The organism is Streptomyces sp. NPDC045956, from assembly GCF_056430705.1.
The window spans coordinates 402157-427996 of sequence record NZ_JBWKKZ010000007.1 but is presented as its reverse complement, the minus strand read 5'-3'; the positions used below and the strand labels follow the sequence as shown (position 1 = coordinate 427996).

Sequence of the window (25840 nt, the reverse complement as noted above, 5' to 3'; positions counted from 1 at the left end):
AAGGAGTGAGTTTTCAGATACTGATAGAGAGGGCGAGTGACCCCAGAAACCGTCCCACTTCGTCCTGCAATCGCTGCGCCGCGGGCAGCAGCCGATCGGCCTGATGGACAGGCAGGGACAAGGCCATGGTCGCGGCGGTGGTGCCGACGGTGATCGGGATCGCGGCACAGACGGTCCCCAGTGCGTACTCCTGGCGTTCGACCACCGGCGTCATCCGGCGCATGCGTTCCAGGCGTTTGAGCATGGCATTGCCATCACGCACCGTGTACGGCGTGACCGGCTGCACCGGGTAGCGGTCGAGGTGGTCCCGGCGGGCCTCCTCGTCCAGCTGCGACAGCAGACACTGGCCGATGGCATGGGCGTGCCCGGTCTCGCGGAAGTCCGCCCACTCCTCCACCGCGGGGTTGGCCGGGGTGTCGGAGACGCACAGGACGTCGATCTCGCCGTCCCGGTACATGGCGTAGTACAGGGGTACGCCGATCGCGTCCCGCCAGCGCGCCAGCGCGTCGACCACCGTGCTGCGACGTTTCTGCGCGGCCCCGCTGCTGCCCAGCCGCTCGGCGGCCTCACCGAGGAAGAACAGGCCCTTCTCCCGGCGCAGATAACCCTCGTGCACCAGCGTGCGCAGCAGGTGGTATGCCGTGGGCAGCGCCAGCCCGGTCTCCCGGGCCAGTTGCTTGGCGGGTGCCCCGTACGCGTGCTCGGCGACGCACTCCATCAGGCGCATCGCCCGCTGCACGGAGCCGATGAGGGTCGCTGAGGGAGCGTCCGCGGGAGGGACGGCGGGTGGCCGGGGCGTCGAGTGGGGCTGCGCGGGCAGGGTGAGCGGGACGGACGCGGTGTCAGCCGTGGCCAAGGGGGCACTCCCGGGGCGCGAGGGATAGCCCGTGCGGGGAACACGGGTGGGGGTGGACGCCACTCGCGGGGTCGCCCCCGCGTGGAGTTCCGGACTCTAACCGCCGGTCATCGACCGCCGACGGCCCGTCCGGCAAACTTCCCCCTCGCGAGGGAACCGGTGGTTCCTGTTACCGCCACCGGTGTCCCACCACTCTCACCAGTCGCTGCGCGACGACGAACTCGACATGAACTTGCGTACGACGTAGATCAGTCCGCCGACGAGCGCGACGAAGACCAGCAGTTTGAACAGAAGTTCGACCACGAAGCCGACCACGCTGGCGATCAGCCCGCCGAACACGACCAGGGCGATGACCGGCACCGCGATCCACTTCACCCACCACGGCAGTCCCGTGAAGATCTCTCGCATCGCCCTCGTCCTTACCTTTCCGCCCGTTCGAGTGCCGGGACCTCCAGCGGCCCGGGATCCCTCGGGGAATCACCTGTTGCACTGCACTCGATGCTAGGACCGCGAAGGCGCCGGCGGGGCCCTCGCGGCCCTTGTCTCACCCTGACCGATCCCCTAGGGAACCCCGAGGGCGCGGCTCAGCTCTCGGGCGGAGAGAACACCACCAGGACCCTCAGATCCTCGCTGATGTGGTGGAACTTGTGGGCGACCCCGGCCGGCACGTACACCACGCTGCCGCGGGCGACCTGCGTGGTCTCCATGCCCACGGTGATCGCGGCCCGTCCGCTCACCACGAAGTACACCTCGTCCTGCGCGTGCGGCTTCTGGGGGTCGGCCGTGCCCGCGTCGAGGGCGTACAGACCGACCGACATGTTCCGCTCCCGCAGGAACTGAAGGTAGGCACCGTCGTTGGCGGCACGCTCCGCCTCCAGTTCGTCCAGCCGGAATGCCTTCATCGCCTCGTCCGCCCCTGCCTCACCGTTCGTTTCCGATCGCGTCTGCCACGATCAGACACATGAAGAATTTCCTAGTCAAGACGATCGCCAACGCCGGTGCCCTCGCGGTCGCCGTGTGGCTGCTCGACAAGATCACACTGACCGGGGGCAGTACCGGCGAGAAGGCCGCCACGCTGATCGTGGTCGCCCTGCTGTTCGGCCTGGTGAACATGCTGGTGAAGCCGGTCGTACAGGTGTTGACCTTCCCGTTGTTCATCCTGACCCTCGGCCTGTTCACGCTGGTGGTCAACGCGCTGATGCTGCTGCTGACGTCATGGGTCGCGGACATGCTCGACGTGAGCTTCCACGTCGACGGGTTCTGGACCGCCGTCCTGGGCGGCCTGATCATCTCGATCGTCTCCTGGGCCCTCAACGCGTTCCTCCCCGACGGGGACTGATCCCGATGACCTACCGCGTCTGCTTCGTGTGCACGGGCAACATCTGCCGCTCCCCGATGGCCGAAGCCGTCTTCCACGCGCGCGTGGCGGACGCCGGGCTGGACGGCCTGGTCGAGGCCGACAGCGCCGGCACCGGCGGCTGGCACGAGGGCGAGGGCGCCGACCCGCGCACTCTGGCCGTCCTGGAGGAGAACGGCTACCACCTCGACCACACGGCCCGCCGTTTCCGGCCGGCCTGGTTCTCCCACCTGGACCTGGTGATCGCCCTCGACGCGGAACACCTGCGGGAACTGCGCCGCCTCGCGCCCTCGGAACAGGACGCGGCCAAGGTACGGCTGCTGCGGTCCTACGATCCCGCCGCCGACCGTGCCGATCTCGACGTGCCGGACCCCTACTACGGGGGCGCGGACGGCTTCGAGGAATGCCTTGAGATGGTGGAGGCGGCGAGCACCGGACTGCTCGCCGCGGTACACGAGCAAGTGGAGGGACGGGCGGCATGAGTGATTCCGCTACCAACGACGGGGCCGGCACGGGCGAGGACGGCCGTCCGTACACCGGGGACGGTACGCGCGCCGTACGGGCCGGGCTGCCCGAGCCCGTCAAGCACGAGCCGACCTTGCCCGGCCCCGTGTTCGCCGCCCACTTCCATCTGCCGGGTGAGCCGACCGGCCCGTACACCTACGGCCGGGACGAGAACCCGACCTGGTCCCGTCTCGAGAGCGCCATCACCGAGCTCGAGGCGCCCGGGCGGGACGACGTCGAGACGCTCGTGTTCGCCTCCGGCATGGCCGCGATCTCCGCGGTGCTCTTCTCGCAGCTGCGCGCCGGTGACGTGGCCGTTCTGCCCGCCGACGGCTACCAGGTGCTGCCCCTGGTCCGCGCCCAGCTCGAGGCGTACGGCATCGAGGTGCGCACCGCGCCGACCGGCGCGGACGCCCAGCTCGACGTCCTGGACGGGGCGAAGCTCCTGTGGATCGAGACCCCCTCGAACCCCGGGCTCGACGTCTGCGACGTCCGGCGGCTGGCCGAGGCGGCCCACGCGCACGGCGCCCTGGTGGCCGTCGACAACACGCTCGCCACGCCCCTCGGGCAGCGTCCGCTGGAGCTGGGTGCCGACTTCTCGGTGGCCAGCGGCACCAAGCAGCTGACCGGCCACGGCGACGTTCTCCTGGGTTACGTGACCGGCCGCGATGCCGCCGCGATGACCGCCGTACGGCGCTGGCGCAAGATCGTAGGCGCGATTCCGGGCCCCATGGAGGCCTGGCTCGCGCACCGCTCGATCGCCACCCTCCAGCTGCGCGTGGACCGGCAGAACGCCACCGCGCTCAGGGTGGCCGAAGCCCTGCGGACGCGCCCGGAGATCACCGGGCTGCGGTACCCGGGGCTGCCGGACGACCCTTCGCACAGGATCGCCTCGCAGCAGATGCTGCGCTATGGATGCGTCGTCTCGTTCACGCTGCCCTCACGCGCGCGTGCGGATCGTTTCCTGGAGACCTTGCGGCTCGTGGAGGGCGCGACGAGCTTCGGCGGGGTGCGGTCCACGGCCGAGCGGCGCGGCCGCTGGGGCGGGGACGCGGTACCGGAGGGCTTCGTCCGGCTCTCGGTCGGTGCGGAGGACCCCGAGGACCTGGTGGCGGACCTGCTGCGCGCGCTGGAGGAATCGGCGGACTGATCGCCGCCGCGCTCCTGCGTGCCGTGTGGACCCGATACGACGGACGGTCCGAGCCTCCCCCCTCGTGGCTCGGACCGTCCTCCGGTTCCGCGCGCGAAGAACCGCGCGTTCAAGGCTAGTTGACTCTGTGTCAGTGTCCAATCACCCTAGCGACAGCGACCTATCGACATATTTATAGTTGGGCGCGGGCCGAAGGGCTGGAGGAGAACAGCAGAGGGGGGCCGCCGTGGATCTGGCCTTGCTGCGCACTTTCGTGACCGTGCACCGAGCCGGTTCCTTCACGCGCGCGGCAGCCCTGCTCGGCCTCTCCCAGCCGGCCGTCACGTCGCAGATCCGCACGTTGGAGCGGCAGCTCGGCCGTCCTCTGTTCCTGCGCCAGGCCCGGGGCGTGACGCCGACGACCATCGGGGACGAACTCGCCCACAAGGCCGCACCGCACCTGGACGCACTGGTGGAGATCGCCGAGACCGGGCTGGAGATCGACTCGTCCCTGCGTTCCCTGCACCTCGCCGGACCACCCGAGTTCATCGCCGAGCGAGCGCTGCCCGCGCTCACGCGGCTCACCGGCGAGGACGGACTGGCGTTCGCCCTGCGTGCCTCGTTCGGGAACGCAGAGGCGATCATGGAGGGCCTGGCCGCCGGGCATCACGATCTGGCCATCGGCACGGCCCGTCCGCGCGGCGCGCTGCTCACGGCGACCCCGCTCTGCGACGAGGAGCACGTCCTGGTCGCCGCGCCCCGCTGGGCGGTGCGGTCCGGTGACGGAAGGCCGCCCCACCGCACCACCGCACTCGCCCTGCAACGCATCCCCGTGGTCGAGGTGCATGAATCGCTGCCCTTCGTCGCCCGTTACTGGGCGTCCGTCTTCGACGCCCGTCCGGCCTCTCCGGGCACGGTCGTCGTCCCCGACCTGCGGGCGGTGCTCGCCTGCGCGGTCGCCGGCGCCGGGCTCGCGGTCCTGCCCCGCTATCTGTGCGCCGACGCGCTGGAGCGCGGTGACGTCGTCGCCCTGCACGATCCCGTGGTGCCGCCGCTGCGGACGTACTTCCTGATCGTGCGGACCGGCACGTTGGCGATGTCGCACATCGCCCGAGCCCACGAGTGGCTGATGCGCGCGGCCGCCGACTGGAACTGAGCCCGTGGAACCGAGAGGCGCCCGTGATGTTTCACGTGGAACCAGCCGGGCCACATTTCTCCCATGACCGTCCGACCCGTGGTCAAGCGCACCGCCCGCGCCGTTCTGCTGGACGGCGACCACCTGATCCTGATCAAGCGCACCAAGCCCGGTGTCGATCCCTACTGGGTCACTCCCGGGGGCGGGGTCGAGCCGGACGACACCACCGTCGTCGACGCCCTGCACCGTGAGGTGTACGAGGAGCTCGGCGCCAAGATCTCCGACGTGGTCCCCTGCTTCGTCGACACGGTGGAGCACATCGGCGAGGACGAGGGCACGACCGGCGTGAAGGTGCAGCACTTCTTCGTCTGCCGCCTGGAATCCATGGACCCGTCCCTGCGGCACGGCCCCGAGGTCGACGAGCCCGCGGGCGAGTACGAGATCGTCCGGGTGCCGTTCACCAGGGTCGGGATCGCCTCCGTCCACCTCGTACCGCTGTCGTTGCGGCACTATCTGGACGGCAACATCGAAGGCGTGCGCGCGATGCACGCGCCCGACCTCGGCTGACCGACTGCCGGGCGGCGAGAGGCGGTCTGCCGGTCCGCAGGCCGGCCGGCGCGTCACGGGCCACTGTGCGCTCTCTCACGACGTGGCCAAAAGCTCGCCCGTTCCAGCGGAAAGTGGTGGACGCGGAGGGCTCCTGTCGGACAGCCTGACCTGCGTGCCGACACCTTCCCTCGCCTCGCTGCCGATCCGCCGTCTGACGCTCCGCGACCTCACCGCGTGCGCCGACCTGTCCGAGGACCGGGGGTGGCCCCGCGAGGAGCACAAATGGGGGTTCCTCCTCACCGCCGGGAAGGGCTACGGCATCGACGATCCCGGTGGCGGCCTTGTCAGCGTCTGCGCGGTCACCGAGTACGGACCGCACGAGCGTCCCTCCCTCGCCGCCATCGGCATGGTGCTGGTCGCCGAGCGGCACGCCCGTCAGGGCGTCGGACGGCGGCTGATGCGTCATGTCGTCGCCGCACTGGGCACGACGCCCCTGACACTGCACGCGACCCCGTACGGCCGGCCGCTCTACGAGGAGCTGGGCTTCAAGGTCACGGGCCGGGCGGAGATGGTGCGCGGGCGTTTCACCCCGGGAGGGTCGGAGCCCGGCGTGCCCACACGCGCGGCCACGGCCGAGGACCTCCCCGCGATCCTCCGGCTCGACGAAGAGGTGTTCGGCGCCGATCGCACCCACATCATCACCCGGCTGCCCGCCTTCGCGGACCAGCTGCGGGTCGCCGAGGAGAACGGCCGTCTCATCGGGTACGCGGCGGCCTGGCCCAACATGGACACCCATGTGGTGGGCCCGTTGATCGCCCGTGACACCGAGACCGCGAAGGCGCTGCTCGCCTCCCTCGCCGCCCGCACGGACCGTCCGCTGCGTACGGACATCGACGTACGGCACGAAGAGCTGCTGGGCTGGGCCCGTGAACGCGGACTCGCCTCCGTCGCTTTCAACTCGGTCATGACGTACGGCATCACCGAGCTGCCCGGGGACTGGAACCGGCGGTTCGCCCCGCTGACGGTGGCGGCGGGCTGACTGGCCGGCGGTCCCTGCGGTGCGCCGCCAGACGGCGAAGCCGGTCCCCGGGGCATCCCAGGAACCGGCTTGGTGTGCGCGTGGCTGCCGTCAGGCGAGGGCCCGTACGGCTGCGGTGGCGAAGGAGTGGTCCTGTTCGGGCGCTCCGCCCCCCACCCCGACCGCGCCGATCAGCCGACCGTCGCGGTGCACCGGTACGCCGCCCGCGATGAACAGCAGCGGCCGGTCGAGGGCGGTGGGCAGGGTGTGGAAGAGGCCTCCGGGCTGGACGGCGTCGACCAGGTCTGCGGTGGCGGCGTTCAGCTGGAGCGCCGTGTAGGCCTTGCGGGTGCTGGTCTCGCCGGAGATCAGCACGGCCCGGTCGTCGCGCCGGAAGGCGAGGAGGTGACCGCCCGTGTCGAGGACGGTGACGCTGACGACGACTCCGGCGGCCTCAGCGGCACGGTGGGCCGCGGCGACCAGGGCCTCGGCGTCCTGGATGGTCAGCGGGGCGACAGCGGTGGTGCTCATGGGGATGCTCCTGGATCGGTACTCGGTGGTGCGGTCAGGTCGGCAGGCGGTGGTGCCGTCAGGCCGGTTTTCGGTGGTGCGGTGCCTCGGTGGTCGATGCGGCGGGGAGCCACAGGGGAGGGAGACGGCCCTGGCCCCGCCCCCTGCGGCCGGTGGTTCAGTGGTGGGCGACGGCCCGCTGCTCGACGGGCGCGGTGCCCGCGGACCCCGGCCGGGAAGCGGCGTCACGCCGTTCCAGCGCGGCCGAGAGGAAGGCGAGGACCAGAGCGGCGCCGGCGAGCACGGCACCGACCCAGTTGGGCGCGGTGTAGCCGAAGCCGGCGGCGATGACGACACCTCCGAGCCAGGCGGAGAGCGCGTTGCCGAGGTTGAAGGCACCGATGTTCACGGCCGACGCCAGGGTCGGGGCGCCGTGTGCGTGGTCCAGGACGCGCTTCTGCAGCGGCGGGACGGTGGCGAAGCCCAGGGCGCCGATCAGGACGATGGTCACAGCCGAGGCGATCTTGTTGTGCGCGGTGAGTGTGAACAGGGCGAGCACGACGGCCAGTGCGCCCAGTGAGACGTACAGCAGGGGCATCAGGGCGCGGTCGGCGAACTTGCCGCCGACGAGGTTGCCACCGACCATGCCGAGGCCGAAGAGGACCAGCAGCCAGGTGACCGAGCCGTCGGCGAAGCCCGCGACATGGGTCATCATCGGCGCGATGTAGGTGATGGCCGCGAAGACGCCGCCGAAGCCGAGGACCGTCATGGCCATCGCCAGCAGCACCTGCGCGTTCTTGAAGGCCGCCAGCTCGTGGCGCAGCCGCACACCCTCCGCCCTGGGTACGTCGGGAACCAGCTTCGCGACCCCCGCCAGGCCGACGACACCGAGCGCGGCGACGAGGGCGAAGGTGACGCGCCAGCCGACGGACTGGCCGACGAGCGTCCCCAGCGGGACACCGACGACGTTGGCGACGGTCAGTCCGGTGAACATCATGGCGATCGCGCCGGCCCTCTTCTGCGGAGCGACCAGATCGGCCGCGACCACCGAGCCGATGCCGAAGAAGGCACCGTGGGCGAGCGAGGCGACCACACGGCCGACCAGCATGACGGAGAAGGCGGGGGCGAGGGCGGAGAACAGGTTGCCGACGATGAACAGGCCCATCAGCAGCATCAGCATCCGCTTGCGCGAGACCTTGGTGCCGAGCACGGTCATCAGCGGGGCGCCGAACATGACGCCGAGCGCGTATCCGGTCACCAGGAAGCCGGCGGTGGGGATGGAGACCCCGTAGTCGCTCGCGACCTCGGGCAGCAAGCCCATGATCACGAACTCGGTCGTTCCGATCCCGAAGGCCCCGATCGCGAGGGCCAGAAGCGCGAGAGGCATGGAGGGGTACACCTTCCCAGGAGATTGCAGGAGCGCTTTGCGTGCGTTCACAATAATTGCAGACGCGGGCAATATGCAACCGCCGACAATTGCGTCACTGGTCTACCCTGGTGTCAGCCACTCCGGGACGGAGGAACCACATGACAGCGACGGACCCCGCGCTCACCGCCCTCTCCCAGGGCTGGTGCGCCCTCTCCCTGCTGCACGGGAGGATCGAGGCCCGCATCGAGCGCGCCCTTCAGGCCGGGCACGACCTGAGCGTGCGCGAGTACTCCCTGCTCGACGTGCTCAGTCGGCAGCACGACGGCGACGGGGGGCACCTGCAGATGAAGCAGGTCGCCGACGCCGTCGTCCTCAGCCAGAGCGCCACCACGCGCCTGGTGACCCGGCTCGAGGAGCGCCGGCTGCTGGAGCGCTACCTGTGCCCCACCGATCGCCGCGGCATCTACACCAATGTCACCGCGGCGGGCCTGAAGCTGCTGGACGAGGCGCGGCCCACCAACGACGCCGCCCTGCGTGAGGCCCTCGACGAGGCCGCCGAGAATCCCGACCTGGCCCCCCTGGTCCGGGCGGTGGAAACCCTCAAGACGCCGGTGCCCGCCTAACGGGCGCGGTGCCGGCCCGTGCTGCGTCTCTCCTGGCGGCTCTGCGTAAGGTGCCGTCATGGGAGATCTTGAGATACGGCCCACCACCGAGGACGACATCCCAGCGGTCGTCGCGATGCTCGCCGATGATCCGCTGGGCGCGGAGCGCGAATCACCGGACGACCTGAGCCCCTACCTGGCCGCGTTCGAACGGCTCGACAGCGACCCGAACCAGCACCTGGTCGTCGCCGTCCGCGACGGCCGCGTAGTGGGCACGCTGCAACTGACGATCGTCCCCGGCCTGTCCCGGCGCGGCGCCACCCGGTCCATCGTCGAGGGAGTGCGCGTCCACGCCGACGAGCGTGGCGGGGGCCTGGGAACACAGCTCATCGAGTGGGCCGTCGACGAGTCCCGTCGCCAGGGATGCCAGTTGGTGCAGCTCACCTCCGACAAGACCCGCGTCGACGCCCACCGCTTCTACGAGCGCCTCGGCTTCTCCGCCTCGCACACGGGCTTCAAGCTCTCGCTCTGAGCAGGCGGTCCGGCCCCGCCCGACGGCACCCCTCACGCGCCTGGTCGGCCCTGTTTCACGTGAAACGGGGCAGACCAGGCGCCCGGGTGGCTGTGGCTAACCGATCCCCCGCCATCCCTCCGGGTCCACGCCTCCCGGCACCGGGGCCCCCTCGTCGTACGGCTGCCGCGTGAACACGAACGACCCGAGATCCAGATGGCTCACGGTGCCGTCCGGGCGCCGCTCGGCTCGGAGAAGTTCCCCGGCGTAGTAGCCCTCGAGTCCGGTCCACGTACCGTCGCCGTTCCCCCGGAAGCGTGAACGGCGACCGAAGCCGGAGAGCGGCTCCAGCGACACTCCCCCGTCGGCCGTCAACCGCAGCGCGAAGGCATGCGTCCCCCAGTACCACTGCCCGGCCAGCTCCAGCAAGGCGGCGTCGGCTTCCGCCGCTGGACGCCACGGTTCGGGGATCCGGGGCTCCGCCTCGGCGACGATGCGCACGAGATCGGCACCGACCTGAGCCGTCAGCGGCCCGGAGGTGCAGTTGGTCAGCACCACGGCGGCCACGTCGTCCTCCACACTGATCGTGAGGTTGGCCAGGAACCCCGGCAGGGAACCGGAGTGGCCCACGAGCAGCCGCCCGTCCCGGTACTGGATCTGCAGGCCCAGACCGTAGGCCGCGCCGTCCATGACGTCCGCGGCCTCGGCCGGTGCCGCCGGTGCCCGCATCTCCTGTACGGTTCGCGCGCTCAGTACTCGGTCGTCCCCCTTCGTCAGGAAGACGGCGAACCGCGCCAGGTCCCCGGTGGTGGACCATAGCTGACCGGCCGCAGCCATCCGCCCGAGATCCTCGGCGGGCTCGGGCAGCATCACGTCGGCCCACGGATGCACCGCCCAGCCACCGGCGTACGGAGCCCGCGGCTGGGCGCTCGTACGGTCCAGTCCCAGCGGCTCCAGGACCTCACGCCGCAGCACCTCCTCCCACGGAGCACCGCGCAGCCGCTCGACCAGCGCGCCGAGCAGGGTGTAGCCGGGGTTCGAGTAGTGGTGCCGACGGCCCACCGGATGCACGAGCGGCCTCTCGCCCAGCACATCGGCGAGCTGCGGCCGCAGGTAACCAGGCGTCCGCTCCCACCACGGCGCGGGCGACTCGGCGGCCAGCCCGCCCGAGTGCGCCAGCAGCTCGGCGATCGTGGCCTCACCCGCGCCGGTACCCGGCAGATGCTTCTCCAGGGCGTCCGTGAGGTCGAGCACCCCCTCGTCGCGCAGGCGCAGAACGAGCACGGCGGTGAAGGTCTTCGTGAGGGAGCCGATCCGGTACTGCACGTCCTCGTCCGGGCCGTGCCCGTCGACCGAGGTCCGCGCACCGTGCCATACGACTCGCCCGTCCCGGACGACCGCCGCCACCAGCGACGGTGTGCGCCCTGCGGACTGGGCCACGGCGATCCGGTGCAGCAACGCCCGGCGGGTAGCGGGGAGCAGGTCCTGCCCGTCTTCCTGAAGTGTCGTCATGCCCACAGTCCACCGGCCCGGGCGCGGCACGTCGAACCAATTCGCCCGCGCCCGGCGATCAGGTCTGGGCCATGTCCACGAAGCGGGAGTAGTGGCCCTGGAAGGCGACGGTGATCGTGGCCGTGGGGCCGTTACGGTGCTTGGCCACGATCAGGTCCGCTTCGCCGGCACGCGGCGACTCCTTCTCGTAGGCGTCCTCGCGGTGCAACAGGATGACCATGTCGGCGTCCTGCTCGATCGACCCGGACTCACGCAGGTCGGAGACCATCGGCTTCTTGTCGGTGCGCTGCTCGGGGCCACGGTTGAGCTGCGAGAGCGCGATGACCGGGATCTCCAGCTCCTTGGCCAGGAGCTTGAGGTTACGGGACATGTCCGAGACCTCCTGCTGGCGGTTCTCCGCGCGCTTGGATCCTCCGGACTGCATGAGCTGGAGGTAGTCGATGACGACCAGCTTGATGTCGTTGCGCTGCTTGAGGCGGCGGCACTTGGCGCGGATCTCCATCATCGACAGGTTGGGGGAGTCGTCGATGTAGAGCGGGGCGGCCGACACGTCCGGCATCCGGCGGGCCAGACGGGTCCAGTCGTCGTCCGTCATGGTGCCGGACCGCATGTGGTGCAGTGCGACGCGCGCCTCGGCGGAGAGCAGGCGCATGGCGATCTCGTTGCGCCCCATTTCGAGCGAGAAGATGACGCTCGGCAGGTTGTTCTTGATCGAGGCGGCACGAGCGAAGTCCAGCGCGAGCGTCGACTTGCCCATGGCGGGTCGCGCGGCGATGACGACCATCTGACCGGGGTGCAGGCCGTTGGTCAGCGAGTCGAAGTCCGTGAACCCGGTGGGCACACCGGTCATCTCGCCGCTGCGCGACCCGATCGCCTCGATCTCGTCGAGCGCGCCCTCCATGATGTCGCCGAGCGGCAGGTAGTCCTCGCTGGTGCGCTGCTCGGTGACGGCGTAGATCTCCGCCTGGGCGCGGTTGACGATCTCGTCGACGTCGTCGTCGGCCGCGTATCCCATCTGGGTGATCCGCGTGCCCGCCTCCACCAGGCGCCGCAGCACGGCCCGCTCGTGCACGATCTCCGCGTAGTACGCGGCGTTCGCGGCCGTCGGCACGGTCTGGACGAGGGTGTGCAGATAGGAGGCGCCGCCGACCTTGTTGATCTCACCGCGCTTGGTGAGTTCGGCCGCGATGGTGATGGGGTCGGCCGGTTCGCCCTTGGCATAGACGTCGAGGATGGCCTGGTAGACCATCTCGTGGGCCGGCTTGTAGAAGTCGTGGCCCTTGAGGATCTCGACGACGTCGGCGATGGCGTCCTTGGAGAGGAGCATGCCGCCGAGGACGGACTGCTCGGCGTCCAGGTCCTGCGGTGGCACCCGCTCGAACGACGGACCGCCGCCGTCCCACGCGCCGTTGTCCGAGCCGCGCTCGTGCTGCTCGTCGCGGCCGCGTCCTCCGTCACCGCGACGGCGGGAAGCGGGCAGACGATCACTGGGTCCGCTGTCGGCCCACGGGTCGTCCAAGGGCTCGGAAATGCTCACCGAGCCACCTCCTCCCGTCCGCCGAGCGGACCTCGCCGTGCCTCTCATTTCTACGGCACGGCACTGACAAATAAGACGCCCCACTTCGCTTCTGGCGCGTCGGTTTTGGGCTGGTTCGCAGGTCGACGGACGGAGCAGGTGCCGGACCACCGTAGGCCCGCGGGCACCGTCAGCCAATCTGGTTATCCACAGGCCGTGTGGACGACGGGCCAGATGCTGTGGAGAACTCGGCAAAACCTGTGCACGAGCCGGTGGACAGCCCTGTGAACAAGCACTCCCTCCGCCTAACAGAACGCCTCTGAACTGCACTTTCACCGTCCACGGCCTGTGCAGAAGAAAAACTTTCCCCATCGGATCAAGATCGTTCCGAACCGTGCCCAGAAGCACACGCGGTGAGACGAAGCGTAAGGGTTGCAAAGGCTTTGCATCTCTTACCTGTGGACGATTAGATTGGTGCTCATGACACAGGCCCCAGCGCGCTCGCGGACCCTCCGGCGCCGACACGACCGAGAGATCATCGCGCTGGCCGTCCCGGCCTTCGGCGCACTCGTCGCCGAGCCCCTTTTCGTGATGGCCGACAGTGCGATCGTCGGCCATCTCGGTACCGCGCAGCTGGCCGGCCTCGGCATCGCCTCGGCACTGCTCACCACCGCCGTCAGCGTCTTCGTCTTCCTCGCCTACGCCACCACCGCGGCCGTGTCCCGGCGCGTCGGCGCGGGCGACCTGCAATCGGCGATCCGGCAGGGCATGGACGGCATCTGGCTGGCCCTGCTGCTGGGCGCCGCCGTCATCGCGGTGGTGCTGCCGACCGCGCCCGCCCTCGTGGAACTCTTCGGCGCCTCCGACACCGCGGCACCGTACGCCATCACCTATCTGCGGATCTCCGCCCTCGGCATCCCCGCCATGCTGGTCGTGCTGGCCGCGACCGGTGTCCTGCGGGGGCTGCAGAACACCCGGACCCCGCTCTACGTGGCCATCGCCGGCTTCGTCGCCAACGCCGTCCTCAACGTCGTCCTCGTCTACGGCGCCGGCCTCGGCATCGCGGGCTCCGCCTGGGGCACCGTCATCGCGCAGTGCGGCATGGCCGCGGTGTACCTGTGGGTCGTGGTCCGCGGGGCCCGCCGCCACGGCGCCTCACTGCGTCCGGACGTCACCGGGATCAAGGCCTCCGCCCAGGCGGGGGTCCCGCTGCTCGTCCGGACGCTCTCCCTGCGGGCGATTCTCATGATCACCACGGCCGTGGCGGCGCGCCTGGGAGACGCCGACATCGCGGCGCATCAGATCATCCTGTCCCTGTGGAGTTTGCTCGCCTTCGCCCTCGACGCCATCGCCATCGCCGGTCAGGCCATCATCGGGCGTTACCTGGGGGCCGGTGACGCCCGCGGGGCCCGCGAAGCCTGCCGGAGGATGGTCGAGTGGGGCGTCGCGGTCGGCATCGCACTCGGTCTGCTCGTCGTGCTGTCACGTCCGGTCTTCCTGCCCCTGTTCACCGGCGACTCCGCGGTGACGGGTGCGGCCCTGCCCGCCCTTGTCATCGTGGCCGCCTCGCAGCCGATCTGCGGAGTGGTCTATGTCCTGGACGGCGTACTCATGGGCGCGGGCGACGGCCCGTACCTCGCCTGGGCGATGCTGCTGACCCTGGCCGTCTTCACTCCCGCGGCGCTCCTCGTCCCGGCCTTCGGCGGCGGGCTCACCGCGCTGTGGGCGGCCATGACGCTGATGATGGCGGTGCGCCTGGTGACCCTCTGGCTGCGCACCCGCTCGGGACGCTGGGTCGTCACCGGCGCGACGCGCTGACCGTTTCACGTGAAACACGACGTTTCCCGGGAAGAGCGGCGACAGAACGCGCGGAGCAGACCAGGTCCCGCTGGGGGTAGACCGTGGAAGGGGCCGCATCCCCTTGCGAGGATGCGGCCCCTTCTCAGCGCTTCAGCGTGAGCGGAGCTCAGGCAGCGACGACCTCGATGTTGACCTTGGCGGCAACCTCGGGGTGCAGACGCACGGACGTCTCGTGGGCGCCCAGCGTCTTGATCGGCGCGCCCAGCTCGATGCGACGCTTGTCCACGTCGGGACCGCCGGCGGCCTTGATCGCCGAAGCGACGTCGGCCGGGGTGACGGAACCGAAGAGACGACCGGCCTCGCCGGAGCGGACGGCCAGGCGAACCTTGACGCCCTCGAGCTGGCCCTTGATCTGGTTGGCCTGCTCGATGGTCTGGATCTCGTGGATCTTGCGAGCGCGACGGATCTGCTCGACGTCCTTCTCGCCGCCCTTGGTCCAGCGGATGGCGAACTTCCGCGGGATCAGGTAGTTGCGAGCGTAGCCGTCCTTGACGTCGACGACTTCGCCCGCGGCACCGAGGCCGGAGACCTCGTGGGTGAGGATGATCTTCATTAGTCGGTCACCCTTCCCTTATCGCGCGGTGGACGTGTAGGGCAGCAGCGCCATCTCACGGCTGTTCTTCACGGCCGTGGCGACGTCACGCTGGTGCTGGGTGCAGTTGCCGGTCACGCGGCGGGCACGGATCTTGCCGCGGTCGGAAATGAACTTCCGCAGCATGTTCGTGTCCTTGTAGTCCACGTACGTGACCTTGTCCTTGCAGAATGCGCAGACCTTCTTCTTCGGCTTGCGCACAGGCGGCTTAGCCATGATGTTTCTCCTGTGTGATCAAGAAGTGTGGGTAGAGCCCGTCTAGAAGGGGGGCTCGTCCGAGTAGCCGCCACCGCCGCCGGAGCCACCGCCCCAGCCGCCGCCACCCTGGCCGCCGCCACCCTGCTGGCCACCGGCGGGAGCGCCGGTCGCCCAGGGGTCGTCGGCCGGAGCGCCGCCGCCCTGCTGGCCACCGCCGGGGCCGCCGCCCCAGCCGCCGCCACCCTGGCCGCCGCCGCCACCGCCGCCGTAACCGCCCTGGCCGCCGCGCCCCTGGCCCGAGGTCTTGGTGACCTTGGCCGTGGCGCTGCGCAGACTGGCGCCGACCTCGTCGACGTCCAGCTCGTAGACCGTGCGCTTGACGCCCTCACGGTCCTCGTAGGACCGCTGCTTCAGCCGGCCCTGCACGATGACGCGCATGCCTCGCTGGAGCGACTCGGCGACGTTCTCCGCCGCCTGCCGCCAGACCGAGCAGGTGAGGAAGAGGCTCTCGCCGTCCTTCCACTCGTTCGTCTGGCGGTCGAAGGTGCGGGGGGTCGACGCGACACGGAACTTCGCGACGGCCGCACCGGACGGGGTGAAGCGCAGCTCGGGGTCATCGACAAGATTGCCGACGACCGTGATGACGGTCTCGCCTGCCATGGGGGAACCTCTCGGCGGGTTTGCTGCTGGCTGCTTGTGCTGCTACTCGAATCCCGGGATCGGCTGAGCGGAAGCTCAGTGCATCTCGGGACGGAGGACCTTGGTCCGGAGGACCGACTCGTTCAGGTTCATCTGGCGGTCGAGCTCCTTGACGACCGCAGGCTCGGCCTGCAGGTCGATGACCGAGTAGATGCCCTCAGGCTTCTTCTTGATCTCGTACGAGAGACGACGACGGCCCCAGGTGTCGACCTTCTCGACCTTTCCGCCGCCGTCACGGACGACAGAGAGGAAGTTCTCGATCAGCGGGGAGACAGAACGCTCCTCGAGATCGGGGTCGAGGATAACCATCACCTCGTAGTGACGCATGTGGAACCCACCTCCTTCGGACTCAGCGGCCACGGTCGTTCCGTGGCAGGAGGGTTGCGATGCGTTGGCACCGGCATCCGCGAGTAAAGCAGGACCCACTGACATTCGGGCTTCCTCCGGAGAGGCGGCCCGGCCGAAGCAGGCAGCAGACACCAGTGCAGAAGGTACAGAGTACCCGGCCACCCGCTTGCGGTTGAAATCCGGCGGTGAGGGGACACAATCGGTACTCAGCGGATGTGACGGGCGACGACACGCTGCCTTCGGCAGGAGGTTTCCCCATGGCACAGATCATGCGACCCGCGAAGCCGAGGACCGGCTTGCTGGCCACCGACGGCAAGGCGCACCCCCTCCAGGACACCCTGCTGGCCGTGGCCCTGGTGCTGGGCGTGCTGGCCCTGGCCACCGCGAGCTTCCGCGGGCTCCACATCCTGACCTCCTGGGCAGGACTGCTGGGTGTGCTGACCGCCGGATACGGCCAGCTCATCTCGGTGACGACCCGCGAGCGCTTCGGGCTGGTGGTGGCGCTCGGAGCCTCCGCGCTCGGCATGTTCTTCGGCATCGACCACGGCGGGTTCATCGGCTGAGCCGCGCCCCACCCGTCCAACCGGAGCACTCTCCGAAGGTCCTCCGGAAACCCCTTGCACCCGTACGCCGGACGAGGCGCTCACAGGGCGCAGTAGGCTTCGCGCGAGAGCCGGAGCCCCTGTACCCATGGGGACACACCAGCCCGAGGAGCGCCCCGAATGAGCCTGACCCTGAGGACCATCAGTCGCGAGCAGCATCTGGCCTACATCCAGAGCCTGCCGGCGGCAAGTCACATGCAGGTCCCGGCATGGGCGGACGTGAAGGCGGAATGGCGCTCGGAGAACCTCGGCTGGTTCGACGACCGGACCGGTGAACTGGTCGGTGCGGGCCTCGTCCTCTACCGCCAGCTCCCCAAGATCAAGCGCTACCTCGCCTACCTGCCCGAGGGCCCGGTCATCAACTGGTTCGCGCCGAACCTCCAGGAGTGGATGGAGCCGATGCTGGCGCACCTCAAGCAGCAGGGCGCCTTCTCGGTGAAGATGGGCCCGCCGGTGATCATCCGCCGCTGGGACGCCACGTCCATCAAGAAGGGCATCCAGGACCCGGACGTCAAGCGCCTGCGCGACATAGAGGCCGACCACATCGAGCCGCGCGCCTTCGAGGTCGCCGACAAGCTGCGCCGCATGGGCTGGCAGCAGGGCGAGGACGGCGGCGCCGGCTTCGGCGACGTGCAGCCCCGCTACGTCTTCCAGGTGCCGCTGGCCAACCGCTCCCTGGAAGAGGTCCACAAGAACTTCAACCAGCTGTGGCGCCGCAACATCAAGAAGGCCGAGAAGGCCGGCGTCGAGGTCGTACAGGGCGGCTACCACGACCTCGAGGAGTGGCAGCGGCTCTACGAGATCACCGCCGTGCGCGACCACTTCCGGCCGCGTCCGCTGTCCTACTTCCAGCGCATGTGGGCGGCCCTCAACAACGAGGACCCCAACCGCATGCGGCTGTACTTCGCCCGGCACAACGGGGTGAACCTGTCCGCCGCCACGATGCTGGTCGTCGGTGGGCACGTCTGGTACTCCTACGGCGCCTCCGACAACATCGGCCGCGAGGTCCGGCCCTCGAACGCGATGCAGTGGGCCATGCTCCGCGACGCCTACGCCCTGGGCGCCACCGTCTACGACCTGCGCGGCATCTCCGACTCCCTGGACGAGAGCGACCACCTCTTCGGTCTGATCCAGTTCAAGGTCGGCACGGGCGGGCAGGCGGCCGAGTACCTCGGCGAGTGGGACTTCCCGCTGAACAAGCTGCTCCACAAGGCGCTCGACATCTACATGTCGCGCCGCTGACCCCTCTCCTCACCCCTCTCCCGCACCTCTGACAGCCACCAGAAAGGTCCCAGGTCCGGCCATGGCGCTCACTCTCTACGTCGACACCGCGCGCTGGCGGGCGCACCACAAGCACGTGCAGGAGCAGTTCCCCGGGCTGGTCCCGGTCTGCAAGGGCAACGGCTACGGCTTCGGTCACGAGCGGCTGGCGGAAGAGGCCACGCGGCTGGGCTCCGACGTGCTGGCCGTCGGCACCACGTACGAGGCCGCCCGGATCAAGGACTTCTTCGGTGGTGACCTGCTGGTCCTGACGCCGTACCGGCGCGGTGAGGAGCCCGTACCGCTGCCCGACCGGGTCGTGCGCTCGGTCTCGTCCATCGACGGCGTGTACGGCCTCGTGGGCGCACGTGTGGTCATCGAGGTGATGTCCTCGATGAAGCGCCACGGCATCAGCGAGCAGGACCTGCCGCAGCTGCACGCCGCCATAGAGAACGTCCGGCTGGAGGGCTTCGCCATCCACCTGCCGCTCGACCGTACCGACGGCTCGGACGCCGTCGAGGAGGTCATCGGCTGGATGGACCGGTTGCGCGCGGCCCGGCTGCCGCTGCACACGATGTTCGTCAGCCACCTCAAGGCGGACGAGCTCGCCCGGCTCCAGCAGCAGTTCCCGCAGACCCGTTTCCGTGCCCGGATCGGCACCCGGCTGTGGCTGGGAGACCACGACGCCACCGAGTACCACGGCGCGGTCCTGGACGTCACGCGGGTCACCAAGGGCGAGCGCTTCGGCTACCGGCAGCAGAAGGCTGCCTCGGACGGCTTCCTCGTGGTCGTGGCGGGCGGTACGTCGCACGGCGTGGGCCTGGAGGCCCCGAAGGCGCTGCACGGTGTCATGCCGCGCGCCAAGGGCGTCGCCCGGGCCGGTCTCGCCACGGTGAACCGCAACCTCTCGCCGTTCGTCTGGGGCGGCAAGCAGCGGTGGTTCGCGGAACCGCCGCACATGCAGGTGTCCATCCTGTTCGTGCCGTCGGACGCGCCGGAACCGAAGGTCGGCGACGAGTTGGTGGCCCATCTGCGGCACACCACCACGCAGTTCGACCGGATCCTCGACCGCTGAGACTGCACGCCGGCCGTGGGCCCCACGGCAGCCGGAAGGCCGTACACGCTGTTCCGTGTACGGCCTTCGGCATGACTGTCCGTGGCGGACCGCCGCGGAGTCCGTTCGCTCAGAGCGAATCTCCGGTCGGCTGGCGCGCCCCCCACCGCACCGGGGAGACCTCGCAGTGGGCGGCGTGCCGCGCCGGGCGAGCGGCGGGGCCGAGGACGAAGACGTCCTCCGCCCCGTCGAGCGCACCACCCGAGGGGTCGTCGTCGCCCGTCCGCCGCACAGGGTCCCGGTCCGGCATCAGGATGTCGCGCACGACCATGACGCACAGGAAGAGCGTCCCCAGCAGGTGCACGCCGATGGCCCAGTGATAGCCGTCCGTGGGCAGGCCCTTGTGGGCGTCACCGCTGGTCGTGTACGCGAGGTACATCCAGATGCCCAGGAAGTACGCCACCTCGCATGCCTGCCAGATCAGGAAGTCACGCCACTTGGGGCGGGCCAGCGCGGCCAGCGGCACCAGCCAGAGGACGTACTGCGGTGAGTAGACCTTGTTGGTGAGGATGAACGCGGCGACGATCAGGAAGGCGAGCTGGGCGAACCGCGGACGTCGGGGGGCGGTCAGCGTGAGCGCGGCGATGGCCCCGCAGCACAGCAGCATCAGGAGCGTGGCGAGCGTGTTGACGGTCTCGGTGCTGGGCGGGTTGTCGGAGTTGTGGACCAGGATCAGCCAGAAGGAACCGAAGTCGACGCCCCGTTCCTGGCTGAACGTGTAGAACTTCGACCAGCCGTCGAAGGCGAAGAGCATGACCGGCAGGTTCACCACCGCCCAGGCGACGGCCGCTCCCCCCAGTGCCTTTCCGAAGTCCCGCCACTTGCCCGCGCGCCAGCACAGCACGAGCAGCGGACCGAGGATCAGGAACGGGTAGAGCTTGGCGGCCGTGGCCAGGCCCAGCAGCACGCCGAAGGCCAGCGGACGTCCTCGCGACCACATCAGGAGGGCGGCGGACGTCAGGGCGACCGCCAGCAGGTCCCAGTTGATGGTGGCGGTCAGGGCGAGGGCGGGCGCGAGGGCGACCAGCAGTCCGTCCCAGGGGCGCCGGGTGTGCGTGCGGGTCACACAGACGGCGATGACGGCCGCGCACGCCATGAGCATCCCGGCGTTGACCATCCAGTACCACTGCTCCTGGTCCTGGATGCTGCCGCTGCCCGGCGTGAGCCAGGACGCGACCTCCATGAACACACCGGTCAGCACGGGGTACTCGAGGTACTCCATGTCGCCGGGAAGCTTGTCGAAGTACGGCACCAGGCCGTCGACGAACCCGCGCCCTTGGTAGAGGTGCGGGATGTCCGAGTAGCACGCGTGCGTGTACTGGGAGCTGGCACCGAAGAACCAGGCGCCGTTGTAGCAGGGCGCCTTCTGGACAAGGCCGAGGGCGAACATGCCGATCGCCACGAGAGCGATCACCCGGACGGGCGTCCACCAGGACGTCCCCAGCAGGGCACGGCGGCCGGCGGGGCCGCCGATCAGCTCGCTGCCCGCCGCGGCGACCGGGTCTTCCCTGGTCGGCCGCACGGGCTCCGGCTCGTGCACGCTCGCTGGTGTCGATTCTGCACTGGGCATGGGGCACATCCTGCCGTACGTACCTGGCGATACGCCGGGGCCGCCGCACCCCGATGGATGCGGCGGCCCCTGTTTCACGTGAAACTTGCGGGTGTTTCACGTGAAACACCCATGCCGGACGTTCCGGCAGCTATCCCTCCTGGCCGGCGATGAAGCCACCGCCTCCGTTCTGATTCCCTCTGATGTCTTCCTCTTCCCCTGTCCCACTGGGCGATGTCGAGGGCGACGGACTGCCTTCCGAGCCACCGTTCTCGTTGCCGCTGTTCTCGTTGCCGTTGTTGTCACCGTCCTCGCAGTTCCACTCGAAGACGCCACAGGTGTCACTCGGTGAGGGGGAGGGGGTGGTCTCCGTCTTGCTGGGCGACGGCGAAGGCGACGGGCTCGTCTCCTCCTCCTCCGTCTCGGAGGGCGAGGGGGACGGGCTCGGCGGCGGGGTGTCGTTGATGACCTCGCCGATGGGCTCGGGCTTCGGGAACTTCTCCTTCGGCTCGCCCTTCAGCGCGTCCGACATGTAGTCCTGCCAGATCACCGACGGGAACGAAGCACCGTGGATCTTCTCCTCGCCGCCCGTTCCATACATCTCCATGAAGGAGCGGTTCTTGATCGTTTCGTCGTCCGGGTAGCGGAACATGCTGATTGCGGTCGCCAGCTGGGGGGTGTATCCGACGAACCAGGCGGACTGGTTGCCGTCCGTGGTACCGGTCTTACCGGCCACCTCTCGGCCGGGCAGCTGGGCGTTGGAACCCGTTCCGTCCTCGACAACGGTCTTCAGGACGTCCGTGACGTTGTCCGCGACCTTCGCCTCGAACGCCTGCTTGGTCGTCACCTTGTGCGTGTAGACCGTGCCGCCCTTGTTCGACACCTTGGTGACCGAGAAGGGCTCGCGCTGCTTGCCACTGTCCGCGAAGGTGGCGTACGAACCCGCCATGCGGATGGCGCTCGGGTCCGAGACTCCGAGGGAGAAGGACGGGTAGCCGGAACCGGCCAGACTGCTCTCCAGGAGCCCCGCGTCGACGGCCGCCTCCTTCACCTTGTCCAGACCGACGTCCATGCCGAGCTGCACGAAGGCGGAGTTCACCGACTCCCGCATGGCCTCACGCAGGTCGATCTTGTAGTCCGGCGCTTCACCCACGCTCTGCTTGCCGTCATTCTCCTGACGCCACTGCTCGCCCTTCTCGTTCTGCCAGATCGAACCGTTGTAGTCCTTGATCTTGAGGTTGTTCTTGCCGCTGTAGAGGCTCTTGGGAGAGACGACGGTGCGCTCGTCCTGGGCCTGGGTCTCACCGAGGTCGGGATCGCGCACGCCCCACTTCATCGCGGCCGCGAGAACGTACGGCTTGAACGTCGAACCGACCTGGGCACCGGTGACGTCGGCGTTGTTGGTGAAGTGCTTGGTGGCGTCCTCACCACCGTAGATGGCCTCGAGGGCGCCGGTCTCCGGGTTCACGGAGGCTCCGCCGAACTGGACGTGAGTGTCCGTCTTCGGGCGCTTCTTCGGGTCGATCTTCTCCTTGTAGACCTTCTCGACGGCCTTCTCGAGCTCCTCGACCTTCCTCTTGTCGAAGGTCGTGTAGATCGAGTAGCCGCCCTTCTCCAGCTGCTGCTCCGTCACACCGGCGTTCTTGATCACGGAGGACTTGGCGAGCCTGACGAGGTAGCCGATCTGGCCACCCAGCTGTGTGTTCGACTCCGGGTTCCGCACCGAGGGAAGGCTGGTGTGCTTGGCCCGCTTCTCCTGGCTCAAATGCCCGTACTCGACCATCTTGTCGAGCGTGTCCTGCATCTGGCGCTGCACGCGGTCGGTGTTGGCCTTGGCGGTCGCGTTCACCGGGTCGATCGAGGGTGAGCCGGCCGGGTCGTAGTACGTGGCGCCCTTGAGCACCGCGGACAGGAACGCGCACTGGCCCGGGTTGAGGTCGACGGCGTCCACGTTGAAGTAGGCCCGCGAGGCCGCCTGGATGCCGTAGGCACCGCGTCCGTAGTAGGCGGAGTTCAGGTAGCCCTCGAGGATCTTGTCCTTGGGCTCCTCGGCGCCGACCTTGATCGATACGAAGATCTCCTTGACCTTGCGGGAGATCGTCTGCGACTGGTCGTTCAGCATCGCGTTCTTCACGTACTGCTGGGTGATCGTGGAACCACCCTGCGTCTCGCCGCCCTTGGCCATGTTGAAGACGGCGCGCGCGATGCCCTTGGGGTCGATGCCGCTGTCGGAGTAGAAGGTCTTGTTCTCCTGGGAGATGACCGCATTGCGCATCTCCATGGGGATCTGGGCGAGGTCCACACTCTGGCGGTTCACCTCACCACCCGTCGCGACCATCTGGCTGCCGTCGGCCCAGTAGTAGACGTTGTTCTGCGCCATGGCGGCCTTGCCCGGCTCGGGGACGCCCACCATGGCGTAGGCGATGCCGGCCGCGGCCACCATGGTGCCGAAGAAGCCGATGCACACGCCGGAGACGAGCTTCCAGGAGGGCACCCAGCGGCGCCACCCGTCCCGGTCGAAGCGCGGGTAGTCGATCATCCGCTTCTTGCCGGACGCGGCGACGCGCCGGCCGGCCGCCCCACCCGCGCCGACGGCGGCGACACGCCGGCCTCCGCGGCCCGGCTCGGCCGCTCTGCGGCGACCGCCTCCATTGCGCTGTGCCGCACGCCGGGCCTCGGCACGGCTGGCGTACGGACGCTCCTCGCTCTCCGGACCGTACGAGCCGGACGGAGACCCTGTGGCGCCTCGCGGTGCCGCACGGCGGCCGGAGGACGAGCCGGACTGGCCGCGTCGGGCCGCGGCACGTCCGCCTCCCTGCGGCTGCGGCGGTTTGCGACGGTGCTCGCTCATCGAACGACTACTCCTCGGGCAGGCGCACCTTACGCGCGCCTGGTAAAGGCGGCTGGTTTCCGGTCCCCCCGAAGTACGGATGCGGTCCCTTCCGCATTCACCCGTACTGCACCGGGGACAAGGACGCCCCCAGGCGTCACTCGGTTCCCGGTGGTTTGCATGGCGCACAGACTACGCACCGCCAAAACCCCCGGGACTCGAAGTTCACCTCAAATCAGGCAACTTGCTCACCATGAATCCCGGATGTGATCCCGTTCACCACCGAGCCTCTTGTCGCGCGCGGAAGCTCGTTCTATCGTGCTGATGTATCGAGCCGATACATCAGCGCGGCATAAGGGCGAGAGGAGGCGACGTGAGCCGACGTTCCGGCATCCTCGAGTTCGCCGTACTCGGCCTGCTCCGCGAGTCCCCGATGCACGGCTATGAGCTGCGTAAACGGCTCAACACGTCACTGGGAGTGTTCCGGGCGTTCAGCTACGGGACGCTCTACCCCTGCCTCAAGACGCTGGTCGCCAACGGCTGGTTGATCGAGGAGCCGGGCAACGTCGACGAGACCGCCGCCTCCCTCACGGGACGGCGCGCCAAGATCGTCTACCGGTTGACGGCCGACGGCAAGGAACACTTCGAGCAGCTCCTCTCCCAGACCGGCCCGGACGCGTACGAGGACGAGACCTTCGCCGCTCGCTTCGCGTTCTTCGGACAGACCTCGCGCGATGTCCGCATGCGCGTGCTCGAAGGCCGGCGCAGCCGGCTGGAGGAGCGACTGGAGAAGATGAGCGCCTCCCTGGCGCGCACCCGGGAGCGACTCGACGACTACACGCTCGAGCTCCAGCGCCACGGAATGGAGTCCGTGGAGCGCGAGGTGCGCTGGCTGAACGAGCTCATCGAGAGCGAGCGGGCGGGGCGGGACCTGCGGGGTTCCGCTTCGGAGGGGACCGCTCAACAGGACACGACATCTGGAGCGACGGGCGGCCTGCCCCGGCCGGGGGACGACCCCCGGCCGGATACGCCCGGCGACACCGCCACGTGAGCGCCCAGTCAGGGCCTCACTCGTACACACAGGGAGCAACCGGAATGGGTTCGGTTCGCGTAGCCATCGTCGGTGTGGGCAACTGCGCCGCATCGCTGGTGCAGGGCGTCGAGTACTACAAGGACGCCGACCCGGCGTCCAAGGTCCCGGGCCTGATGCACGTCCAGTTCGGCGACTACCACGTCCGCGACGTCGAGTTCGTCGCCGCCTTCGACGTGGACGCCAAGAAGGTCGGCCTGGACCTCGCGGACGCCATCGGCGCCTCCGAGAACAACACGATCAAGATCTGCGACGTGCCCAACAGCGGCGTCCAGGTCCAGCGCGGCCACACCCTCGACGGGCTCGGCAAGTACTACCGCGAGACCATCGAGGAGTCCGCCGAGGAGCCGGCCGACATCGTCAAGGTCCTCAAGGACAAGCAGGTCGACGTCCTGGTCTGCTACCTGCCCGTCGGCTCCGAGGACGCGGCGAAGTACTACGCCCAGTGCGCCATCGACGCCAAGGTCGCCTTCGTCAACGCCCTCCCGGTCTTCATCGCCGGCACCAAGGAGTGGGCGGACAAGTTCACCGAGGCCGGCGTCCCGATCGTCGGTGACGACATCAAGTCGCAGGTCGGCGCCACCATCACGCACCGCGTCATGGCGAAGCTGTTCGAGGACCGGGGCGTCGTCCTGGACCGCACGATGCAGCTGAACGTCGGCGGCAACATGGACTTCAAGAACATGCTCGAGCGTGACCGCCTCGAGTCGAAGAAGATCTCCAAGACGCAGGCCGTCACCTCCCAGATCCCCGACCGGGACCTCGGCGAGAAGAACGTCCACATCGGCCCGTCCGACTACGTGGCCTGGCTGGACGACCGCAAGTGGGCCTACGTCCGCCTGGAGGGCCGCGCGTTCGGTGACGTCCCGCTGAACCTGGAGTACAAGCTCGAGGTCTGGGACTCCCCGAACTCGGCCGGTGTCATCATCGACGCCCTGCGCGCCGCGAAGATCGCCAAGGACCGCGGCATCGGCGGCCCGATCCTGTCGGCGTCGAGCTACTTCATGAAGTCCCCGCCGGTCCAGTACTTCGACGACGAGGCCCGTGCCAACGTCGAGAAGTTCATCGCCGGCGAGGTCGAGCGCTGACCAGCGCGGACTGAGTCCGTCGGAGGTCCCCGGGTCGCGTGA

Annotated in this window: 27 protein-coding genes; 14 read left to right on the top strand and 13 right to left on the bottom strand. The window is 69.2% G+C overall.

Annotated elements, in window-relative coordinates:
- Nucleotides 1–13: 13 nt before the first annotated feature.
- From AC07FV_RS21185 to AC07FV_RS21175, 3 genes are all read right to left on the bottom strand, one after another.
- Nucleotides 14–739, bottom strand: coding sequence for an IclR family transcriptional regulator (locus AC07FV_RS21185; RefSeq protein WP_479088947.1), 726 nt, complete (start codon nucleotides 737–739; stop codon nucleotides 14–16).
- Between the two features lie 312 nt (nucleotides 740–1051).
- A complete protein-coding gene (locus AC07FV_RS21180) occupies nucleotides 1052–1264 on the bottom strand; it encodes a DUF5326 family protein (protein WP_479088899.1) in 213 nt (70 codons plus the stop codon).
- A gap of 176 nt (nucleotides 1265–1440) precedes the next feature.
- Nucleotides 1441–1758, bottom strand: coding sequence for a cupin domain-containing protein (locus AC07FV_RS21175; RefSeq protein ID WP_053133839.1), 318 nt, complete (start codon nucleotides 1756–1758; stop codon nucleotides 1441–1443).
- Between the two features lie 59 nt (nucleotides 1759–1817).
- Between AC07FV_RS21175 and AC07FV_RS21170 the strand changes: the two genes are divergently transcribed.
- The 6 genes from AC07FV_RS21170 to AC07FV_RS21145 all read left to right on the top strand — a co-directional run bounded on the left by AC07FV_RS21170 (nucleotide 1818) and on the right by AC07FV_RS21145 (nucleotide 6569).
- Complete coding sequence (locus AC07FV_RS21170) at nucleotides 1818–2195, top strand: phage holin family protein (RefSeq protein ID WP_479088898.1); 378 nt, start codon at nucleotides 1818–1820, stop codon at nucleotides 2193–2195.
- A 5-nt stretch (nucleotides 2196–2200) separates the two neighbouring features.
- Nucleotides 2201–2695 carry a low molecular weight protein-tyrosine-phosphatase gene (locus AC07FV_RS21165; protein WP_479088897.1) on the top strand — a complete coding sequence of 165 codons (495 nt, stop codon included), beginning with the start codon at nucleotides 2201–2203 and terminating at the stop codon, nucleotides 2693–2695.
- The gene (locus AC07FV_RS21160; protein WP_479088896.1) at nucleotides 2692–3867 is read left to right on the top strand and encodes a cystathionine gamma-lyase; all 1176 of its coding nucleotides are present in this window, start codon (nucleotides 2692–2694) and stop codon (nucleotides 3865–3867) included. Before AC07FV_RS21165 ends, AC07FV_RS21160 begins: the two co-directional genes overlap by 4 nt.
- A gap of 226 nt (nucleotides 3868–4093) precedes the next feature.
- Entirely contained in the window at nucleotides 4094–5002 is a 909-nt protein-coding gene (locus tag AC07FV_RS21155) for a LysR family transcriptional regulator (RefSeq protein WP_479088895.1), read from the top strand.
- 63 nt (nucleotides 5003–5065) lie between these two features.
- Entirely contained in the window at nucleotides 5066–5548 is a 483-nt protein-coding gene (locus AC07FV_RS21150) for an NUDIX domain-containing protein (protein WP_479088894.1), read from the top strand.
- A gap of 154 nt (nucleotides 5549–5702) precedes the next feature.
- Nucleotides 5703–6569, top strand: coding sequence for a GNAT family N-acetyltransferase (locus AC07FV_RS21145; protein ID WP_479088893.1), 867 nt, complete (start codon nucleotides 5703–5705; stop codon nucleotides 6567–6569).
- Nucleotides 6570–6659: 90 nt separating this feature from the next.
- Here the strand turns inward: AC07FV_RS21145 and AC07FV_RS21140 are convergent, their stop codons facing one another.
- Together AC07FV_RS21140 and AC07FV_RS21135 are read right to left on the bottom strand one after the other, a co-directional pair.
- Entirely contained in the window at nucleotides 6660–7079 is a 420-nt protein-coding gene (locus tag AC07FV_RS21140; protein ID WP_479088892.1) for a GlcG/HbpS family heme-binding protein, read from the bottom strand.
- A 157-nt stretch (nucleotides 7080–7236) separates the two neighbouring features.
- A complete protein-coding gene (locus AC07FV_RS21135; protein ID WP_479088891.1) occupies nucleotides 7237–8445 on the bottom strand; it encodes an MFS transporter in 1209 nt (402 codons plus the stop codon).
- Between the two features lie 140 nt (nucleotides 8446–8585).
- Between AC07FV_RS21135 and AC07FV_RS21130 the strand changes: the two genes are divergently transcribed.
- The gene (locus tag AC07FV_RS21130) at nucleotides 8586–9050 is read left to right on the top strand and encodes a MarR family winged helix-turn-helix transcriptional regulator (protein ID WP_356602678.1); all 465 of its coding nucleotides are present in this window, start codon (nucleotides 8586–8588) and stop codon (nucleotides 9048–9050) included.
- Nucleotides 9051–9108: 58 nt separating this feature from the next.
- A complete protein-coding gene (locus AC07FV_RS21125) occupies nucleotides 9109–9561 on the top strand; it encodes an N-acetyltransferase family protein (RefSeq protein WP_479088890.1) in 453 nt (150 codons plus the stop codon).
- Between the two features lie 96 nt (nucleotides 9562–9657).
- Here AC07FV_RS21125 and AC07FV_RS21120 read toward each other — a convergent pair whose 3' ends face one another.
- Nucleotides 9658–11052, bottom strand: coding sequence for a serine hydrolase domain-containing protein (locus AC07FV_RS21120; RefSeq protein WP_479088889.1), 1395 nt, complete (start codon nucleotides 11050–11052; stop codon nucleotides 9658–9660).
- A gap of 58 nt (nucleotides 11053–11110) precedes the next feature.
- Nucleotides 11111–12589: a replicative DNA helicase gene (gene dnaB, locus AC07FV_RS21115; protein WP_479088888.1), complete on the bottom strand. Its 1479-nt coding sequence runs from the start codon at nucleotides 12587–12589 to the stop codon at nucleotides 11111–11113.
- A 459-nt stretch (nucleotides 12590–13048) separates the two neighbouring features.
- Here dnaB and AC07FV_RS21110 point away from each other — a divergent pair, with 459 nt between their 5' ends.
- Nucleotides 13049–14386: an MATE family efflux transporter gene (locus AC07FV_RS21110; RefSeq protein ID WP_479088887.1), complete on the top strand. Its 1338-nt coding sequence runs from the start codon at nucleotides 13049–13051 to the stop codon at nucleotides 14384–14386.
- 148 nt (nucleotides 14387–14534) lie between these two features.
- On the opposite strand, the gene rplI is transcribed toward AC07FV_RS21110, so the two are convergent.
- From rplI to rpsF, 4 genes are all read right to left on the bottom strand, one after another.
- Nucleotides 14535–14981, bottom strand: coding sequence for a 50S ribosomal protein L9 (gene rplI, locus AC07FV_RS21105; protein ID WP_053133879.1), 447 nt, complete (start codon nucleotides 14979–14981; stop codon nucleotides 14535–14537).
- Between the two features lie 18 nt (nucleotides 14982–14999).
- Nucleotides 15000–15236, bottom strand: a complete 237-nt coding sequence (gene rpsR / locus AC07FV_RS21100) for a 30S ribosomal protein S18 (RefSeq protein ID WP_003949403.1) — start codon at nucleotides 15234–15236, stop codon at nucleotides 15000–15002.
- Nucleotides 15237–15278: 42 nt separating this feature from the next.
- Nucleotides 15279–15878: a single-stranded DNA-binding protein gene (locus tag AC07FV_RS21095; RefSeq protein WP_356557641.1), complete on the bottom strand. Its 600-nt coding sequence runs from the start codon at nucleotides 15876–15878 to the stop codon at nucleotides 15279–15281.
- A 75-nt stretch (nucleotides 15879–15953) separates the two neighbouring features.
- On the bottom strand, nucleotides 15954–16244 hold the full coding sequence (gene rpsF / locus AC07FV_RS21090; RefSeq protein WP_003975025.1) for a 30S ribosomal protein S6: 291 nt from the start codon (nucleotides 16242–16244) through the stop codon (nucleotides 15954–15956).
- A 278-nt stretch (nucleotides 16245–16522) separates the two neighbouring features.
- Here rpsF and AC07FV_RS21085 point away from each other — a divergent pair, with 278 nt between their 5' ends.
- The 3 genes from AC07FV_RS21085 to AC07FV_RS21075 all read left to right on the top strand — a co-directional run bounded on the left by AC07FV_RS21085 (nucleotide 16523) and on the right by AC07FV_RS21075 (nucleotide 19202).
- The gene (locus tag AC07FV_RS21085) at nucleotides 16523–16828 is read left to right on the top strand and encodes a hypothetical protein (protein ID WP_479088886.1); all 306 of its coding nucleotides are present in this window, start codon (nucleotides 16523–16525) and stop codon (nucleotides 16826–16828) included.
- 159 nt (nucleotides 16829–16987) lie between these two features.
- Complete coding sequence (gene femX, locus AC07FV_RS21080; protein ID WP_064728796.1) at nucleotides 16988–18109, top strand: peptidoglycan bridge formation glycyltransferase FemX; 1122 nt, start codon at nucleotides 16988–16990, stop codon at nucleotides 18107–18109.
- A gap of 61 nt (nucleotides 18110–18170) precedes the next feature.
- Complete coding sequence (locus AC07FV_RS21075) at nucleotides 18171–19202, top strand: alanine racemase (protein WP_053133891.1); 1032 nt, start codon at nucleotides 18171–18173, stop codon at nucleotides 19200–19202.
- A gap of 109 nt (nucleotides 19203–19311) precedes the next feature.
- On the opposite strand, the gene AC07FV_RS21070 is transcribed toward AC07FV_RS21075, so the two are convergent.
- Together AC07FV_RS21070 and AC07FV_RS21065 are read right to left on the bottom strand one after the other, a co-directional pair.
- Nucleotides 19312–20820 (bottom strand): glycosyltransferase family 87 protein, encoded by a 1509-nt coding sequence (locus AC07FV_RS21070; protein ID WP_479088885.1) that lies wholly within the window; start codon nucleotides 20818–20820, stop codon nucleotides 19312–19314.
- A 121-nt stretch (nucleotides 20821–20941) separates the two neighbouring features.
- A complete protein-coding gene (locus AC07FV_RS21065) occupies nucleotides 20942–23329 on the bottom strand; it encodes a transglycosylase domain-containing protein (RefSeq protein WP_479088884.1) in 2388 nt (795 codons plus the stop codon).
- A 664-nt stretch (nucleotides 23330–23993) separates the two neighbouring features.
- On the opposite strand from AC07FV_RS21065, the gene AC07FV_RS21060 reads away from it, so the two are divergent.
- On the top strand, nucleotides 23994–24671 hold the full coding sequence (locus AC07FV_RS21060; protein ID WP_356602657.1) for a PadR family transcriptional regulator: 678 nt from the start codon (nucleotides 23994–23996) through the stop codon (nucleotides 24669–24671).
- 44 nt (nucleotides 24672–24715) lie between these two features.
- Complete coding sequence (locus tag AC07FV_RS21055) at nucleotides 24716–25798, top strand: inositol-3-phosphate synthase (protein WP_479088883.1); 1083 nt, start codon at nucleotides 24716–24718, stop codon at nucleotides 25796–25798.
- The last annotated feature ends 42 nt before the right edge of the window (nucleotides 25799–25840 follow it).

Excerpts from the sequence above, each read along its gene's own strand:
- femX (WP_064728796.1), top strand. The coding sequence starts at position 16,988 with ATGAGCCTGACCCTGAGGACCATCAGTCGCGAGCAGCATCTGGCCTAC.
- rpsR (WP_003949403.1), bottom strand. The coding sequence starts at position 15,236 with ATGGCTAAGCCGCCTGTGCGCAAGCCGAAGAAGAAGGTCTGCGCATTC.
- AC07FV_RS21110 (WP_479088887.1), top strand. The coding sequence starts at position 13,049 with ATGACACAGGCCCCAGCGCGCTCGCGGACCCTCCGGCGCCGACACGAC.
- AC07FV_RS21160 (WP_479088896.1), top strand. The coding sequence starts at position 2,692 with ATGAGTGATTCCGCTACCAACGACGGGGCCGGCACGGGCGAGGACGGC.
- AC07FV_RS21095 (WP_356557641.1), bottom strand. The coding sequence starts at position 15,878 with ATGGCAGGCGAGACCGTCATCACGGTCGTCGGCAATCTTGTCGATGAC.
- AC07FV_RS21055 (WP_479088883.1), top strand. The coding sequence starts at position 24,716 with ATGGGTTCGGTTCGCGTAGCCATCGTCGGTGTGGGCAACTGCGCCGCA.
- AC07FV_RS21075 (WP_053133891.1), top strand. The coding sequence starts at position 18,171 with ATGGCGCTCACTCTCTACGTCGACACCGCGCGCTGGCGGGCGCACCAC.
- rplI (WP_053133879.1), bottom strand. The coding sequence starts at position 14,981 with ATGAAGATCATCCTCACCCACGAGGTCTCCGGCCTCGGTGCCGCGGGC.
- AC07FV_RS21180 (WP_479088899.1), bottom strand. The coding sequence starts at position 1,264 with ATGCGAGAGATCTTCACGGGACTGCCGTGGTGGGTGAAGTGGATCGCG.
- AC07FV_RS21125 (WP_479088890.1), top strand. The coding sequence starts at position 9,109 with ATGGGAGATCTTGAGATACGGCCCACCACCGAGGACGACATCCCAGCG.
- AC07FV_RS21150 (WP_479088894.1), top strand. The coding sequence starts at position 5,066 with ATGACCGTCCGACCCGTGGTCAAGCGCACCGCCCGCGCCGTTCTGCTG.
- AC07FV_RS21070 (WP_479088885.1), bottom strand. The coding sequence starts at position 20,820 with ATGTGCCCCATGCCCAGTGCAGAATCGACACCAGCGAGCGTGCACGAG.
- AC07FV_RS21135 (WP_479088891.1), bottom strand. The coding sequence starts at position 8,445 with ATGCCTCTCGCGCTTCTGGCCCTCGCGATCGGGGCCTTCGGGATCGGA.
- AC07FV_RS21085 (WP_479088886.1), top strand. The coding sequence starts at position 16,523 with ATGGCACAGATCATGCGACCCGCGAAGCCGAGGACCGGCTTGCTGGCC.
- AC07FV_RS21170 (WP_479088898.1), top strand. The coding sequence starts at position 1,818 with ATGAAGAATTTCCTAGTCAAGACGATCGCCAACGCCGGTGCCCTCGCG.
- AC07FV_RS21175 (WP_053133839.1), bottom strand. The coding sequence starts at position 1,758 with ATGAAGGCATTCCGGCTGGACGAACTGGAGGCGGAGCGTGCCGCCAAC.
- AC07FV_RS21165 (WP_479088897.1), top strand. The coding sequence starts at position 2,201 with ATGACCTACCGCGTCTGCTTCGTGTGCACGGGCAACATCTGCCGCTCC.
- AC07FV_RS21130 (WP_356602678.1), top strand. The coding sequence starts at position 8,586 with ATGACAGCGACGGACCCCGCGCTCACCGCCCTCTCCCAGGGCTGGTGC.
- rpsF (WP_003975025.1), bottom strand. The coding sequence starts at position 16,244 with ATGCGTCACTACGAGGTGATGGTTATCCTCGACCCCGATCTCGAGGAG.
- AC07FV_RS21120 (WP_479088889.1), bottom strand. The coding sequence starts at position 11,052 with ATGACGACACTTCAGGAAGACGGGCAGGACCTGCTCCCCGCTACCCGC.
- AC07FV_RS21140 (WP_479088892.1), bottom strand. The coding sequence starts at position 7,079 with ATGAGCACCACCGCTGTCGCCCCGCTGACCATCCAGGACGCCGAGGCC.
- AC07FV_RS21065 (WP_479088884.1), bottom strand. The coding sequence starts at position 23,329 with ATGATCGACTACCCGCGCTTCGACCGGGACGGGTGGCGCCGCTGGGTG.